This window comes from Mangrovibacillus cuniculi (genome assembly GCF_015482585.1).
Lineage (GTDB): Bacteria > Bacillota > Bacilli > Bacillales > R1DC41 > Mangrovibacillus > Mangrovibacillus cuniculi.
The window spans coordinates 2123955-2140936 of record NZ_CP049742.1; the positions used below are offsets into that span (position 1 = coordinate 2123955).

Consider the following 16982-nt stretch of genomic DNA (forward strand, 5'->3'; position numbering starts at 1 on the left):
TGATTTGCTATATAGAACATCACCATCTAAAGTAGTCTTACTAATCCCAATCCGTATACAAATCAGTTCTACGATCTCTCCACGTTGTAACCGATCCCTTGGCCCTTACTTGATAAAGTAAATCTAGATTAAGGTCGGCTGTCACTATTTCATCGTGGTTCAGTTCACCCTCCACTAATATCCCTCTTGGTGGGAATGGGATATCGTTAGGCGTAATAATTGCTGCCTGACCAGTGTTTGCTCTCATGAAATCCACAGTTGGTAATGCACCTACTGTACCTGTTAACACTACATAGACTTGATTCTCTACTGCTCTTGCATGGCTAGTATAACGAACTCTGTAAAATCCGTGTTTATCGTCTGTGCAAGATGGACAGAAGATGACGTCCGCACCTTTTGCACGGGCCATACGAACAATCTCGGGGAATTCTATATCATAACAAGTCAGCATTGCTACTTTGCCAAAAATAGTGTCAAATACTTTTAGCGATTCTCCCGCTTCCATATTCCATTCTTCTACTTCTGTAGGAGTTATGTGTATTTTGGGTTGTTCTTCCACTCTGCCATCTGGATAAAATAGATGCGCCATATTCAGTAATTTTCCTTTGCGCTCTACAACATGTGTACCTCCAACAATGTGCATATCATACTTAGCAGCCATCTCTTTAAAAAGGTGAAGATACTGCTCGGTAAACTGCGGTAATTCATGTATTTGCAGCGCTTGTCCCTTCTCATTTCCAATGGACATTAACTGGGTCGTAAAAAATTCTGGAAATAAAACAAATTGTGTTTCATATTCACTAGCGGTTCTTATATAATGCTCAACCTGTTGAGCGAAATCGTTAAAACTAGATATGGTGTGTAAATGATACTGTACTGCGGATACTCTAAAATTCATGAGAAAACCTCCCTTAAATAACTCTTGGTAAAACTCATCCAGTCATGATTATGAAGAAATTAGAACAAAAGAACAACCTTTAAGTGTTAGAAAGAGAATAACCAATTTAGCTTCATTTGTATAAACTGTCTAAAGTGAAAATAGGCGGACCATTACATGTCAGAAATACTGAGTTGTTAATCAAGCATAAAAGTAGGCGATGATCATGACTAATGATCAATTAGAACTAACAGGAGCCTGGATACAAGCAATCGGAACTGTTACTGCAGCCGTTGGGGCTTCACCAATAAAAAAACTATCCAACGATTTTCTAGAGGATTTAGCCTTAATAGGCAATGAACTACAAGCAACAGGTAATGCAATCTTAGCGGGTACTTCTGATGAAGGTTCATTAGAACAGTTAGGAAATGCTGTGCAAGCTTCCGGTAATGTGATAGAAGTTGGTGGATATGTATTACCGCTTGAAGAAGAAACGCAAAATGATTTGTTTAATGCAGGAAATATTATTCAAGCCATAGGTGGAAGTGTTGCTTTATCTGCTTTATTTGATGGAACACCTGAAGTAAACGATTTGTATGACTTGTATGGAAACATCCTTCAGATTATTGGTAACTCCTTACAGGCCATTGGAGGTAATCAAAATTTATCTGAACAAGAGTCTTTTCAACTTAATTTTGTTGGAAGTTGGATTCAAGCTACTGGCTCTGTGATATCTGCAATTGGTGTATCTAAAGAGATCTTAAAAGATGACTCTACCGTACAAATAAATAAACCTCTTTCCTATCCTAATTAAAAGTAACATTCCTCTATGTATACATTTCTAATCATGTTGCAACCTATAAGTACGAATAGTACTAAAGGAGGTACTTATGTCAAAAGAGAAAATTATTTTGACCTCCCCTGAGATTGCAGCATTATGGTCACACTACATCCAATTTAGCGCTACTACGTGCTTTTATAAACATTTCTTACACCATATGGTTGATGAAGATATTCAATTATTGGTAGAGAGAACACTATCATTTGAAACAAAAAAGATGCAAGAGATAGCAGCAATTTTGGAAGAAGAGACTTTCCCAATTCCGCATGGTTTTACAGATCAGGACATCCAATTAGAAACACCAAGATTGTTTAGCGATTTGTTTGCTTTAAGTTTTGTTTATCGTGTAGGTCAATTACATGTACCAACGTTAGCTACCAATTTAACCAAAGTAGCAAGGACAGATGTCTTTCAATTCTTTTTAAATTGTCAGCAGGAAGCAACTCAACTATATAAAGATGCAATAGATCTAATGCTCAAAAAAGGTATTTACGATAGACCGCCTAAGATGCCTTATCCAACAAAAGTAGAATACATTTCGCCTGAGGAACATTTTCTTGGAAGTTGGTTTGGGGAGAAAAGACCTTTGCATGCAATGGAATTAAGTGAGATATTTTTTGCCATTGAGCGGAATTGTATTGGAATTTTATTAATGATGGGACTTTTACAAGTTACTAGCGATGTGGAACTAAAACAATATTTCCTTAAAGGCAAAAAACTTTCCGAAAAACAAGTAGAAGTATTAAATAAAGTTTTAAAAGACGAAGAACAGATAGGCAATATTCCCGTTAGCATAGAAGTTACTGATTCTACTGTGCCCCCATTCTCCGAGAAGTTAATGGCATTCTTGGTGACAACTACTACAAGTACTGGATTGTATTTAATGTCTTATGCTTTGTCGATGACGATGAGAAAAGATTTAAATGCAAAATATATTGCACTTATTGCGGAAATTGCAGAGTTTGGCCTAGAAGGATTTCAATTATTAATAAAAAGAGGTTGGATGGAAAAACCACCTCAACCTATTAATAGAAAAAATTTATATCGATAGAAGAGAAAGCCTTTAAGAGTAGAAACTCATAAGGGCTTTTCCTGCATGATCGTCATTATTATGCTGATTAGGTGTAAGGAATGAATAAGCAGATATCACAAGTAATATATACGCTACACCAGCTAATATCCACTTCTGTTTACTACTCATACCATACCACTTCCTTTTTTTAATGATATTCGTTGAAGTCTAAGTGCATTTAAAACAACCGATACAGAACTAAACGCCATAGCTGCTCCCGCTACCCAAGGTGCAAGAAGACCAATAGCAGCAATGGGAATTCCAATCGAGTTATAAGCAAATGCCCAGAACAGATTTTGTTTAATGTTCTTCACTGTAAATTTACTCATCTGAATAGCATCAGCCACAGTTGTTAGGTCCGCTCTCATTAACGTAATATCCGCTGCAGCAATGGCGATATCTGTACCCGTACCCATCGCAATTCCAATGTCTGCAGTTGCTAAAGCAGGAGCATCATTTATTCCATCGCCTACCATCGCCACCCGGTAACCTTCCCCTTGTAACTTTTGGATATGTGATGCTTTCTCTTCAGGCAAGACACCAGCGATAACATCCGTAATGCCAACTTCTTTGGCAATCGCATTGGCCGTTCTTTCATTATCTCCTGTTAACAGCACTACTTTGAGGCCCATCGCTTGGAATTTTGCGACTGCTTCTTTTGATGTAGAACGAACGGTATCTGCAACAGCAATGACACCACTTAACTCTTGGTTTATCGCTATTAGCATAGCTGTTTTTCCTTGTTCCTCATATTTTGTTAAAAGAGAGAAATCCCCTGTAACCGAGAATCGGTCCATTAGCTTTTTCGTACCTACTAAAACATGTTTTCCTCCTACAATAGCTTCTAATCCGAAACCTGGGATTGCCTCTGCGGATTCAACCTGTTCTAGCGTGTACCCCTCTTCTTTCGCATGATTCACAATAGCCAATGCTAAAGGATGTTCGGAAGAAGTCTCTGCTGAAGCTGTCATAATCAACAATTCTTCTCTATTATTCTGACCAACTACTTCTATATCTGTCACAACGGGTTTTCCCTCTGTGACGGTACCAGTTTTGTCTAATACAACGGCTGTAATATTCTTAGTCGTTTCTAAGTGTTCTCCACCTTTAAACAAAATGCCATGCTCTGCTGCTCGACCAGAACCTGCCATAATGGAAGTTGGAGTTGCCAGTCCTAACGCACATGGGCACGCAATGACTAGAACCGCTATCATCACTTCCACAGCTTGTGACGTGTTACCTGGATCTACAAGAAAGTACCAAAGAAGAAATGTAACCAAAGCGATTCCCACCACAATAGGAACGAAAATACCTGAGATAGTATCAGCTAGTCGCTGAATCGGAGCCTTAGAACCTTGCGCTTGTTCTACTATTTTTATAATTTGCGAAAGTGTTGTATCTTTCCCAACTTTTGTGGCTTCTAGGATCAATTGACCCGTCGTATTAGTAGTAGAACCTATTACTTCTGACTCTACTGTTTTTTCAATGGGTATACTTTCTCCCGTAATCATGGACTCATCAACGGAAGATGTGCCTTTTACTACTTTTCCATCTACAGGGATACTCTCCCCAGGTTTAACGATTACATGATCTCCGACTTGAATATCTTCAACAGGAACAATTACTTCCATGTTATCACGTAGAATAGTTGCTTCTTTCGGTCTAAGCCCCATCAACTTCTTAATCGCTTCCGAGGATCTGCCTTTTGCTTTCGCTTCAAAAATCTTACCTAGTAGCAATAACGTTAGTAGCACCGCACTTGTTTCAAAATAAAGTTCGACCATGCCAGTCGAACCAATAGATTTAATAGAAAGATAAATACTATAGAAATAAGCAGCAGACGTTCCCATGGCCACCAATACATCCATATTGGCGCTCTTATTCTTTAATGCTTTATAGGCTCCCACGTAAAATGGAGCACCAACAATGAACTGAACAGGTGTAGCTAAAGCGAATTGCACCCAAGGGTTCATCAACATATCTGGCAACCAAATAAACGAGGTAAAAGAAAAATGACTAACCATCGCCCAAAGTAAAGGGAAGGAAAGGATAGCGGCAAAATAAAACTTAGCCACTTGTTTCTCTTCTGCTTCTTTTCTTATTTGGTCTATATCCGATTTTTCTTCTTTTTTCTCTACTAATTCAAATCCTAGATCCTTTATGGCTGCCTTCATCTCTTGAGGATTTACTTCTTTTTCGTTAAACGTAACCTGAGCAGTTTCTAATGTTAAGTTGACTGCTGCTTTCTCTACCCCGGACATTTTAGAAAGCTTTCTCTCAATTCGATTCGCACAGGCTGCACACGTCATACCAATTACATCAAATTCCGCCGTTTGACTAATTACTCCGTACCCCAGATCATGAATCTTTTCTTTAATCGTTAACGCGTTGACAGAAGAAGAATTAGTCACAACCGTTGCACTTTCTAAAGCTAAGTTTACCGAAGCCTTTTCTACTCCCTCCATTTTAGTTAACGATTTCTCTATGCGATTAGAGCATGCTGCACACGTCATTCCGGTAATCTGAAGTGTTATTTCTTTTTGTTCCATAACCGTATTCCTCCTCACCAAAATACTTGTATGGGGTATATTTATTTTCAAAAATAATCGTGCACGTTTATGCACGATTCATCTCTTATAGTACGTCGTAACCTTGTTCTTCAATTGTTTCTTTAATTACTTCTAAATGAACTTTGGACTCATCAAATGCTACTTCTACTTTAGCATCTTCCAGGTTTACAGAAACTGTTTCTATACCATCTAATTTACCTACACTTGTTTCGACTGCTTTAACACAATGTCCACAAGACATTCCTTTAACGCTAAGTACTTCTACTGTCATTTTAAGCCCTCCTATTGTTAAGTTCAATTTTATAGTACTATACTCCTGTAGGGTATATCAATAGAAAATGTTTATTTTACCATTTTTTTGACTAAACCCATTAACTCTTCAATTGCTTCTTCTCCATTGTTCTTATGGATAGCATCCGCTACGCAATGATGTGTATGGTTTTCTAATAAATTTAAAGCAACTTTGTTCGTAGCCGCTTGAATAGCAGAGATTTGGTTAAGAATATCTACACAATAACGGTCTTCTTCCACCATTTTGTGTATGCCTCTTACTTGTCCTTCAATACGTTTTAATCTATTTAATAATTGTTGTTTATTTGGTTGATGAGCAGTCTTCATTTATACTCCCCCTTAGTATTAAGGATACCCTCTTGGGGATTAAAAAACAAGTACTCTGCTCCTTATCCTTTATAGGTGTTTGGTGGTCTCTTTGTTCTTAAAAAGACGACAATACCCAAAATGAAAGGTAGTCCTATCTGTACAGGTAAATGGAGGTACTTCGGAACAATTTCTAAGCCGATATAGAGATGTTCTGTTATGCTTTCACTCTTGTAAAAAGTGAGTAAATAAACGACCGACATCAAAGCAATAATGTGTATTTTTGTTAGTTTTAGCTTGAATAGTTGCATCAAGATTGTTAATGCTCCAAAAATGAACACGTAAATTTTAATAAATCCTCCACCAATCAATAATAGGTATGTAAAAATCTCAAAGTGTTCAATAATATCTAAATACGTAACCAATTCCATTGCCTGTACAAAAGGAAAGTAATGCTGATCGGCAAAGGTAGCATGTAATATCCCCATGGTTAACACCATTGTTACAACAATGATTGTTCCAGATAAAACAATAGGTATCCATGCCACTTTCATTAATTTTTGTTTCAGAGTAACTAGTGGGATTAGGACAAGAAATACGACTAATTCACCATAAGGAAAGGTAACCCCTCTCGGAAATACTGCTTCAAAAATCGGCTTCCACCCTTGTCCAAGGATCGGTAAAAGATATCTACCTTGAAATTCTTCAGAAGTAAAGCCTGCAATCCACAAAGTAACGGTAATGATGGAGAAGAAGACTAAAATGATGATACTACTTCTTGCTACCGCTTCCACACCTAAGATGACACAATACCCTATTACTACCAAAAAAGGTAAAACAGCAAAATTAGTAGGAGCATCTGGATAAATAATTTGAGTAGTAAAAAAGGCAAAGTCATTGGTCACCCTTGCAGCAATGTACAAGAAGTATAAGCAAAATAGGATGGCAACACCCTTTGAAAGAATTTTTCCGAATCCCAATTCTAAAAGAGGTACGAACTCTTTCCATGAACTTCTCTTCATAATAAGAAGATAGAAATAAAACAGCACAACCCCAATTACCATATCTACTATAGCAGCGACGATACTATCTTCCTTTACAGAAAAGTTTAGTCCAACAACAATCGTACTTCCCATTAAAAAAAGAAGCATCATCGCACAAAATTCTAAACGTGATATGGTAACCTTGTTCATCTTCTTACCTCCCTTAAAGACTTATAAACCAATATGCCCTGTACGAACCAAACTAACTTCTACATTAGTATTTATTTTTACTGTTGATAGGTAATCTTTATCTTCCTTTACTTGTTTCCAACTTTTCGGATCCTGTCTGTATAAGGTATCCTTAAAACGAAAAATGTCTATTCCATCAGAGATTGTCTTTTCGAAAAGAGCATCAATTTTTTCCTTATAAGTTTTCTCAAGTTGCTTTTCTAAACTATGCAAACCTGTTGATAAAGGTAATTTTTCCGTGCATGACAACTCTTCCACATTACCTTCGATTTGAACTTTCAAGTCAAAAGTATTCTCTTTTTTGACCTTTAATTTAGAACCAGTATGGATAGTATCCATAGTAAAAGTCTCTTCACTACCAGGACAATTCACAGACATAGATACAACCTGATCGATATTATAAATTAATGCTATCGTATTGCTTTCTTCTGAAGTGAAATAGGAATGAAGTTTATCGTCTTTAAGTACAGAGAATCCTCCAAATTCTAATTGCTCGGAAGGCGTAAAACCTTCTATGTTACTCTTAGTTAATCCTTTCTCTATATCCCCAACTATCTGTAAATATGGAAGCATGAGATCTCCACTAGATTCGTCTACAAGAATACTTTTTAATCGTTCCGGTGAATTCTTTATTAGTCTTCCATAGGATTGTTCCGTATTATGTAAAAGTGTACTAGCGTATAAAGAAGATAACTTCTGTTGTTGTGTGAAAATATGAAAGAACGTATCTGGACTGTATTCCTTTATTGTAAGAATAATTACGTTTGCGGGAATACGGGTATCACGAACGAGGTAGTCAATTGTTTTCGTGAGTCCCTCTTCCTTTAATAGTTGTTCCCCGAGCACAACCACCTGAAGAGTATCCAAGATCGGTTTTTTCCAACTCATTTTTTTAATTTTTTGAATGGCTTCCGGAACTGTCTTGCCCGATTGTGTATAGGTATATCCTCCAATTAGATCTTGTGCATCTTTCTTATTAGCAGCTGGGTTAAATATCTGTAAGCTCACAACATATTGTTCATCTACCTTTTCTACTCCAAGACCGGAAGCTAATTCTACTTGTTTCATGGTTCTGTTATTAATAGAACCTATAGTGAGAGCACCAATGATGACTAATACATAGATAACATATCTAAAATTTGTAATTTTCATCTTTACTTCCTCTCTTCACTTGTATCTTCCATCTGTTCCTCTTTGTGAAAAATGGGAATTCCCTTATCTGTCGTTGGGATTGGTTTACGTGTGAAAACGTCTCTAGAAATATCCACCCATTTAAAAGGCGCTAAAGGAGACATATAGGGCACACCAAACGAACGTAGAGAGCAGAGGTGAACTAACAAGGCAAGGGTCACAAGAGCTAATCCATATAAACCTAATAATGCCCCAACTAAAACTAATCCAAATTTTAAAAACCTTGCAGCATACCCCATACTAGCGATCGGTACAATACTGGACAATATAAAGGAAGAACTTACAACGGCTAGGGTAATTGGCTGGACTATTTGCGCTTCAATAGATGATTGACCAAACACAATTGCCCCAAAAAGAGATATGGTAACAATGACAGCTTGGGGTAACCTACTTGACGCTTCAAATATGGCTCCAGTTAATATAAGTACTAACAAAAGTTCCCATAGTGCTGTAAATGGTACTGCCTCTTGTTGGGCTAAGAAGCCAATCAGCAAATTTACCGGAAGTAGTCCTTTATGATAGGTTGTGATTGCAATATAAAAGGCAGGCATGTACGCAGCAATCCAAAATAGGATAAAACGCATCGGCCTAACTAATTTTAACGATTGACTGCTAATATGGTAGTCATCTGATGATTGAAAGAATTGATAAAAAAGTGCTGGAGCGATTAAGACATAAGGAGAGCCATCTACAATGATACAAACTCTCCCCTCCAATATTGCACCAGAAGCGACATCCGGACGGTCAGAGTTTAAGACTAAGGGAAAAAATGATTGTGATTCCTTTGTAAGATATTCGGAAATATAATTAGATCCTAGTACCGTTTTTAACGAAATCTCCTCTAACTTTTGTTTAATAGTTGATAGAATTTCTTCATCTACCATTCCTTTTAGATAAATTAACGAAGCAGAAGTATTGGTATTTTTTCCGTACACTTTTGTTTCAACAGTAAGTTTAGGATTTTTAATAATTTTTCTTATTAAAGCTATATTTGTACTCATGCTCTCTGTAAAGCCGATGTCTGGTCCTTCCACTGCTCTTTGGCCTTTTGGGCTAGTAACAGCACGATTCTCCCACTTCTCCGTTTGAGCAACAAGGATATCTTTTCCTTGCTCGTTAAGGATAATAGTGCACCCATCTAAGAGTTTGGTACCAGCTTCTTCTACAGTTTCTATTTCTGTAAGAGTAGTAATTTCTACAACGGACTGAATTTGTTTAGAAAGCGTACGATCCTGACTAATAGGAAAGGATTTGTTTAAGATAGGGTCCATTATGTGCTCTTGAATCGATGGTATGTCTACAATTCCGTCAATGTAAAGTAAGGATATTTTACTATCGTTAGCAGTTGTTAAATCTCTAACTTTAATATCTGAACTATCGCCTAAATAGGCTTTAATGTCCTCTATTTGTTTGTCTAAACTAAATACATTACTACTATTCATACCATTCACCCTTTATGGTTACGTTGTTAGTAGTATCTTCTTTACAGACAAACTTATGCCCTAGGATTAAACAGAAGAAATTCGTATTTTGCCGAAATATAAAAAACTGTAGAGGATCTCCCCTACAGTTGAAAAATTTTATATAATAAAAAACCACCAACAATATGTATTGGTGGAGACGGTGGGAGTCGAACCCACGTCCAAAGATAACGCCACTTAGGCTTCTACGAGTGTAGTTGGTATATTTGTGTTTCGCCGCTTCTTATGCCTACCAACAGGCGTCCGAGCAGCTAGTCTGATTATTCTCTTCCTTCGTCCCCAGACGGAGAACTCCGGCGTAGCCCACTAAATTTGAGCTCCTTACCCTACTACATGGGCGATAGAGGGGGGAGCAGCTGCATTAGGCAGCTAGTGCTAAATTATTATTTTTGCCAGTTATATTTAGGCGTGCGTTGATACGGAGCCGACCCTCCGACTCGCCACCCAAGCTCGAACTACCCCTGTCGAATCCGTAACGTCCCCATATAAAAGGGTTACAGGACCACATCAGTTATGAAGCTTGATGGGTTAAACAACGTCTTAGCTAACGTTGTGTTATTAGTATAACATATATCACACAGAATTCAATTAGTACATCTTTACAAGATTACCATTGGTTCTTGGCCTTAAATACCTTTTCCATCTCACGCTTTGCTTCTTTCTTCTTCAAATCTTCACGCTTATCATAATTCTTTTTCCCTTTAGCAAGACCGATTAATACTTTCGCGTATCCATCTTTAATATAAACCTTTAAAGGAACGATGGAATATCCTTGTTCTTTAGACTTGCCTATTAGCGTATTAATCTGTTTCTTGTGTAGCAACAATTTTCTTACACGTAAAGGATCGTGGTTATAACGATTTCCTTGTTCATATGGAGAAATATGAGCGTTCCACAAGAAGATTTCACCGTTATGGATCTTAGCGAATGCGTCTTTTAAATTCATTCTTCCTTTACGAACAGACTTAATCTCTGTCCCTTGTAACACGATTCCCGCTTCGAACGTTTCCTCTATAAAGTAATCAAAACGAGCTTTCTTATTTTGAGCAATTAATTGCCCTTCCCCTTTTGGCATGCATAAACACCTCTCTATGAACTGAAGTACTGCCACACCTATCGTGTGACAGTACTTCTTATACTAACGTCTTTTTTTCTTCTTTTTCTTAAAAGCAGGAGCACCTTCAAAGAACTTCTTGTTGCTTTTCTTTTTCGGTGGTCGTGTAGACCATTCTTCCGCTACACGCGGCTCCGCTGGTTTTTCTGATGATTTAGTAGTATCTGCCGTCTTTCTTTCTGGCTTTTTACGACCATCTGCTTTTTTCTTTCTATTAGCCGTTGTTGGATGATTTCCACCTCTTGTCGCACGGATGGTTCTAGGGCGGTCAGAATCCCTTCTTGGTCTGTTAGATTTCATGCCGACTATTTCAAAATCAATGGCACGCTCATCTTTATTCACGTCCACCACGCCGACAGTGATTTCGTCCCCGATTCTAAACACGCTTCCAGATCTTTCCCCAATCATAGCATAATGGCGCTCATCATAGCGATAATAATCATCCGTCATATGACTTACATGAATTAAACCTTCGATTGTATTTGAAAGCTCCACAAACATTCCAAAGTTAGTCACAGAACTGATGATTCCGTCAAACTCCTCACCAATCTTATCTAACATGAATTCCGCTTTCTTCATCTCATCTGTTTCTCGTTCTGCTTCCACCGCACGACGTTCCATTTTAGATGTATGATCTGCAATCTCGTCCATTCTACTTGCCCATTTAGCACGAGTCTCTTCAGATAAGTCACCTTCAATAAGGTACGTTCTAATTAATCGATGAACAATTAAATCTGGGTAACGTCTAATTGGTGACGTGAAATGTGTATAGAATTCCGTTGATAAGCCAAAGTGACCAAGGCTCTCAGGGTCATATTTTGCTTGTTGCATCGAACGTAACATAACCGTTGAAACAACCATTTCTTCTGGTTTACCAGCAACATCTTCTAAAATCTCTTGTAGTGCTCTAGGGTGAACGTCATTTGATTTACCTTTTACCACTAAACCAAAATTCGTAATGAATTCAAAGAAACGTTGTAACTTTTCTTCTTTTGGCTCTTCGTGGATACGGTATATAAATGGAACGTCCATCCAGTGGAAATGTTCAGCAATTGTTTCGTTTGCTGCTAACATAAATTCTTCAATTAGCTTTTCACCTACTGAGCGTTCGCGAAGAACGACTTCAAGAGGAGTACCATCTTCTTTTACCAATACTTTAGACTCTTTAAAGTCAAAGTCGATTGCACCGCGGTTCATACGTTTCGTACGTAGGATTTTCGCTAATTCTTCCATCAACTCAAACATCGGTACTAATGCTTCGTATTTCTCTCTGAGACTTTGATCTTTTTCCACTAAGATGCTATTAACATCAGAGTACGTCATACGCTCAGTTGTGTTAATTACACTTTGATAAATCTCGTGTTTTACGACTTCCCCTTGAGGAGTAATCTCCATCGTACAAGATAACGTTAAGCGATCTACTTGTGGATTTAAAGAACAAATTCCATTTGACAGTCGATGCGGAATCATTGGAATAACGCGGTCTACTAAGTAGCAACTTGTCGCTCTTTCAAATGCTTCTTCATCAATAGGGGAATGCTCTTGTACGTAATAGCTAACGTCAGCAATATGAACTCCAAGCTCATAGTTACCGTTTTCTAGTTTTTTCACTTGTACCGCATCATCTAAATCTTTCGCATCAGCACCATCAATCGTTACAATCATATCTTCCCGAAGGTCACGACGATTTTTAATTTCTGCGGGATCTATTTCATCAGGTACTTTTGTAGCTTGATCGATGACATCTTTCGGGAACTCTCCAGGAAGACCGTGCTTGTGAATAACAGACAAAATATCGACACCCGGATCATTTTTGTGCCCAAGGATATCCACAACTTCTCCTTCTGCACTTTTACGTCCTTCTGGATACGCTGTGATTTTCACCACTACCTTGTGACCTTCGACAGCACCCATGCTAGCTTCTTTTGGAATGAAGATATCATTTCCAAACTTCTTATCATCGGGAATAACAAAGCCGAAGTGACGACTCTCTGTGTATTCACCGACAACCTCTGAGACGCCTCGCTCGATTATCTTCATAACAAAGCCTTCTCGTCGCGATCCTGCTTTTTGCGTTTCGGCTACACGGACTAGCACTGTATCACCGTGAAGTGCGCCATTTAAATCACCTGGGGGAATAAAGATATCATCCATTCCCTCTTCTTCAGGGATTAAAAAAGCGAATCCCTTCGAATGACCTGTTAGACGTCCACGAACCAAATTCATTTTCTCAGGAATACCATACCGATTAGATCTTGTTCTAACAAGTAGTCCTCTGTCTTCCATATGGTTTAATGTTTTGACTAATTCTTTAAAGTCATCGGCTTCATCTAAGCCAAATGTCTCTTCAATTTCTTGGACAGTAAGAGGTTTATAAGCCTCTTCTTTCATAAATGTTAATAGGCGTTGGACTAGCTGTTCTTGTATGTCCATTCGCGCCTCCCTTCCTGGACGTTAAACAGTCCAATTAAGCGATTCTAAGAACTGATAAACATCTTCATGCAACTGTTCTTTCTCTTTATCTAATGTTATGACATGTCCTGACTCTTCAAACCATTTAATTTGCTTGTCTGGAGATTCAATGGAGTCATAAATAATATTTGCACTATCTGTGTTAATCATGTGGTCATTTCGAGCTTGAACAACAAAAGTTGGAGCATAAATCATATCGACATTATTACGTACTTCTTTAATTAACTCTTGTAACGCACGTAACGTATCCATCGGCGTTTTCGCAAACTCTTCCATCTCTTGTTCTATTACATCATCTGACTTACCTTCATACTTTTTAAATTCGCGAGCGTAGGCCAGAACTCCTTTATACATGACCTCTTCACTTTTGATAAACATAGGAGCACACATTGGTACAATACCCTTTACAGGAACAGTGTAACCTAATTTAAGTGAAAATACCCCACCAAGGGATAGACCAGCCACGGCAATCTCTTCGTGACCCAGATCTTTTAAGTGTTGGTATCCATCCATCACGTCTTTCCACCAATCCTCTGGTCCCGTATGTACTAATTCTTCCGGCGGAACTCCATGCCCTTTGTAGTGAGGTGCATGAGATGTGTATCCTCTTTTTTCTAAATAACGACCAAGCATTCGAACGTCGGACGAGTTGCCAGTGAAGCCATGAAGTAATAGGACTGCACGTTTACCACCTTCGAATGTAAATGGTTTCGGTAATTGTAATTTCATGTTGTCTGACTCTCCTTTTTTCATCTCTATCCTATATTGTAAACATAAAAGAATGGGAGCATCCAATAATTGAGCTGGTTACGTATATGTATTGAATTTAATTGATACTTTTAGTGGAAGGAGCTTGCCCTGGTATACCTGGAACTGGGTTGCTGGTGGCTGGTATACCGCGGCACGCTCCTCTGGTATACCTGACACGGCTTTTCTCCTTGCTGCTATACCGCGGCACGCTCCTCTGATATACCTGACACTGCTTTTCTCCTTGCTGCTATACCGCGGCACGCTCCTCTGGTATACCTGACACTGCTTTTCTCCTTGCTGCTATACCGCGGCACGCTCCTCTGGTATACCTGCGACTGTTTTTCCCTGGTCTGCTATACTGCTGGACGTTCCACTGGTATACCTGGCACTGCTTTTCTCTTGGCTACTATACCGCTGGAGTTTTTGCGGACCACCTATTCCACTTTTCCCCCACCTAGATGATCCGCTAGACGCTCTCCCGGGACACCTGAACCTCTTTTTCCTCACTCTGGTGATCCGCTAGACGCTCTCCCGGGACACCTGAACCTCTTTTTCCTCACTCTGGTGATCCGCTAGACGCTCTCCCAGGACACCTGAACCTCTTTTTCCTCACTCTGGTGATCCGCAAGATGCTCTTCTGGGACACCTGAACCTCTTTTTCCTTACTCAGGTGATCCGCCAGACGCTCTCCCGGGTCACCTGAACCTCTTTTTCCTCACTCAAGTGATCCGCAAGATGCTCTCCTGGGACATCTGAACCTCTTTTCCCTCACTCAGGTGGTCCGCTAGACGCTCTCCCAGGACACCTGAACCTCTTTTTCCTCACTCTGGTGATCCGCTAGATGCTCTCCTGGGACATCTGAACCTCTTTTCCCTCACACAGGTGGTCCGCTAGACGCTCTCCCAGGACACCTGAACCTCTTTTTCCTCACTCAAGTGATCCGCAAGACGCATTAAATTCCCACACCACGAAAAAATCCTGACCGCCTGGGCCAGGATTTTGTACGTTCATTACGCAAAAAATGCTACAGCAATCGTTAAAACAAAGAACAGAACAGATAGAACAATCGTAATACGATGTAGAACTAAATCCATTCCTCTCGCCTTTTGCTTACCGAATAGCTGCTCAGCTCCACCAGAGATCGCACCAGATAAACCAGCACTCTTACCTGACTGAAGTAATACAACAGCGATTAAGCTAATGCATACGATCACTAATAAGATTACTAAGAAACCATGCATGAGACCCACCTCCTGAGACGTACAATGCAATATTTCTTATTTTACCATATCTATTTATAGTGGACAATGTAAAAATGTTTTGATAACTGTTACGTGTTTGTAAACTCTTCTACTATCACGCCAAAGTTTTCTCAAAAAGGTACTCAACTAAGAACAGGTCATATCACGAGGACAACTTTGAGTTGTTACCGATCACATAACAAAACCACCGAGCAACACTCGGTGGTTTTCTTAAAAGGAATTAGCGCTTAACGTTGTAGAACGCGTTTAATCCTAAGTATTGAGCTGTGTCAGCAAGACCGTCTTCAATACGGATAAGTTGGTTGTATTTCGCAACACGGTCCGTACGAGATGGAGCACCAGTCTTGATTTGACCAGCGTTCGTTGCAACAGCGATGTCAGCAATTGTGCTGTCTTCTGTTTCACCAGAACGGTGAGAGATTACTGCTGTGTAACCAGCGCGTTTTGCCATTTCAATAGCATCAAACGTTTCAGTAAGTGTACCGATTTGGTTAACTTTGATAAGGATAGAGTTACCGATTCCTTTTTCAATACCTTCAGCAAGTTTTTTCGTGTTTGTAACGAATAGATCATCACCTACTAATTGAACTTTGTGTCCAACACGCTCAGTTAGAAGTTTGTGACCTTCCCAGTCGTTTTCATCTAGACCATCTTCAATAGAGATGATTGGGTATTTGTTAACCATTTCTTCGTAGAAGTTAACGAATTCTTCAGAAGTGAATACTTTACCTTCTCCAGAAAGGTGGTATTTACCGTCTTCTTTGTTGAATAGCTCAGAAGCTGCAACGTCCATTGCAAGCATAACTTCTTCGCCTGGCTTGTAACCAGCTTTTTCAATTGCTTCGATGATTGTTTGAAGAGCTTCTTCGTTAGAACCTAGGTTAGGAGCGAATCCACCTTCGTCACCTACAGCAGTGTTATAACCTTTAGATTTAAGAACTGATTTTAGGCTGTGGAAGATTTCCGCACCCATACGAAGAGCTTCACGGAAGTTAGGAGCTCCTACTGGCATAACCATGAATTCTTGAATGTCAACGTTGTTATCAGCATGCTCTCCACCGTTGATGATGTTCATCATTGGTACTGGAAGTTGCTTCGCGTTGAATCCACCAAGGTATTGGTAAAGTTCTACTCCAAGGTAATCAGCAGCAGCATGTGCTACAGCCATAGATACACCAAGGATAGCGTTAGCTCCTAGTTTACCTTTGTTTTCTGTACCATCAAGAGCGATCATCGCGTTGTCGATACCTACTTGGTCAAGAACGTCCCAACCAATGATTTCTTCAGCGATTACTTCGTTTACGTTTTCTACTGCTTTAAGAACACCTTTACCTAGGTAACGGTCTTTGTCGCCGTCGCGTAGTTCTACTGCTTCGTACTCACCAGTAGATGCTCCAGATGGAACAAGTGCGCGTCCGAAAGCGCCTGATTGCGTGTAAACTTCTACTTCAACTGTTGGATTACCACGAGAATCTAATACTTCGCGTGCGTATACTTCTGTAATGAATGGCATGTAAAATCTC

Annotated in this window: 15 protein-coding genes and 1 other RNA gene; 2 read left to right on the plus strand and 14 right to left on the minus strand. The window is 39.2% G+C overall.

Annotated elements, in window-relative coordinates; all coding sequences use genetic code 11:
• Positions 1-40: 40 nt before the first annotated feature.
• Positions 41-898: a carbon-nitrogen hydrolase family protein gene (locus G8O30_RS10970; protein WP_239672100.1), complete on the minus strand. Its 858-nt coding sequence runs from the start codon at positions 896-898 to the stop codon at positions 41-43.
• Between the two features lie 205 nt (positions 899-1103).
• On the opposite strand from G8O30_RS10970, the gene G8O30_RS10975 reads away from it, so the two are divergent.
• Together G8O30_RS10975 and G8O30_RS10980 are read left to right on the plus strand one after the other, a co-directional pair.
• Entirely contained in the window at positions 1104-1691 is a 588-nt protein-coding gene (locus tag G8O30_RS10975) for a DUF6944 family repetitive protein (RefSeq protein WP_239672101.1), read from the plus strand.
• 76 nt (positions 1692-1767) lie between these two features.
• A complete protein-coding gene (locus tag G8O30_RS10980) occupies positions 1768-2769 on the plus strand; it encodes a DUF3231 family protein (RefSeq protein WP_239672102.1) in 1002 nt (333 codons plus the stop codon).
• A 12-nt stretch (positions 2770-2781) separates the two neighbouring features.
• On the opposite strand, the gene G8O30_RS10985 is transcribed toward G8O30_RS10980, so the two are convergent.
• From G8O30_RS10985 to eno, 13 genes are all read right to left on the minus strand, one after another.
• Complete coding sequence (locus G8O30_RS10985; RefSeq protein WP_239672103.1) at positions 2782-2919, minus strand: hypothetical protein; 138 nt, start codon at positions 2917-2919, stop codon at positions 2782-2784.
• Positions 2916-5339 carry a heavy metal translocating P-type ATPase gene (locus G8O30_RS10990; RefSeq protein ID WP_239672104.1) on the minus strand — a complete coding sequence of 808 codons (2424 nt, stop codon included), beginning with the start codon at positions 5337-5339 and terminating at the stop codon, positions 2916-2918. The genes G8O30_RS10985 and G8O30_RS10990 overlap by 4 nt, the downstream gene beginning before the upstream one ends.
• 85 nt (positions 5340-5424) lie before the next feature.
• Positions 5425-5631 carry a copper chaperone CopZ gene (gene copZ, locus G8O30_RS10995; protein WP_239672105.1) on the minus strand — a complete coding sequence of 69 codons (207 nt, stop codon included), beginning with the start codon at positions 5629-5631 and terminating at the stop codon, positions 5425-5427.
• A 71-nt stretch (positions 5632-5702) separates the two neighbouring features.
• Positions 5703-5978, minus strand: a complete 276-nt coding sequence (locus G8O30_RS11000) for a metal-sensitive transcriptional regulator (protein WP_239672106.1) — start codon at positions 5976-5978, stop codon at positions 5703-5705.
• Positions 5979-6040: 62 nt separating this feature from the next.
• Positions 6041-7150: a GerAB/ArcD/ProY family transporter gene (locus tag G8O30_RS11005; protein WP_239672107.1), complete on the minus strand. Its 1110-nt coding sequence runs from the start codon at positions 7148-7150 to the stop codon at positions 6041-6043.
• A 21-nt stretch (positions 7151-7171) separates the two neighbouring features.
• Positions 7172-8341 (minus strand): Ger(x)C family spore germination protein, encoded by a 1170-nt coding sequence (locus tag G8O30_RS11010; protein ID WP_239672108.1) that lies wholly within the window; start codon positions 8339-8341, stop codon positions 7172-7174.
• Positions 8342-8343: 2 nt separating this feature from the next.
• On the minus strand, positions 8344-9822 hold the full coding sequence (locus G8O30_RS11015) for a spore germination protein (RefSeq protein WP_239672109.1): 1479 nt from the start codon (positions 9820-9822) through the stop codon (positions 8344-8346).
• 170 nt (positions 9823-9992) lie between these two features.
• Positions 9993-10344: a transfer-messenger RNA gene (gene ssrA / locus G8O30_RS11020) on the minus strand.
• 124 nt (positions 10345-10468) lie between these two features.
• A complete protein-coding gene (gene smpB, locus G8O30_RS11025) occupies positions 10469-10936 on the minus strand; it encodes an SsrA-binding protein SmpB (protein ID WP_239672110.1) in 468 nt (155 codons plus the stop codon).
• A gap of 63 nt (positions 10937-10999) precedes the next feature.
• Entirely contained in the window at positions 11000-13408 is a 2409-nt protein-coding gene (gene rnr, locus G8O30_RS11030; protein ID WP_239672111.1) for a ribonuclease R, read from the minus strand.
• A gap of 21 nt (positions 13409-13429) precedes the next feature.
• Positions 13430-14176 carry an alpha/beta hydrolase gene (locus tag G8O30_RS11035; protein ID WP_239672112.1) on the minus strand — a complete coding sequence of 249 codons (747 nt, stop codon included), beginning with the start codon at positions 14174-14176 and terminating at the stop codon, positions 13430-13432.
• Positions 14177-15207: 1031 nt separating this feature from the next.
• A complete protein-coding gene (gene secG / locus G8O30_RS11040; RefSeq protein WP_239672113.1) occupies positions 15208-15438 on the minus strand; it encodes a preprotein translocase subunit SecG in 231 nt (76 codons plus the stop codon).
• 241 nt (positions 15439-15679) lie between these two features.
• Positions 15680-16972, minus strand: a complete 1293-nt coding sequence (gene eno / locus G8O30_RS11045) for a phosphopyruvate hydratase (protein ID WP_239672114.1) — start codon at positions 16970-16972, stop codon at positions 15680-15682.
• Positions 16973-16982 lie beyond the last annotated feature (10 nt).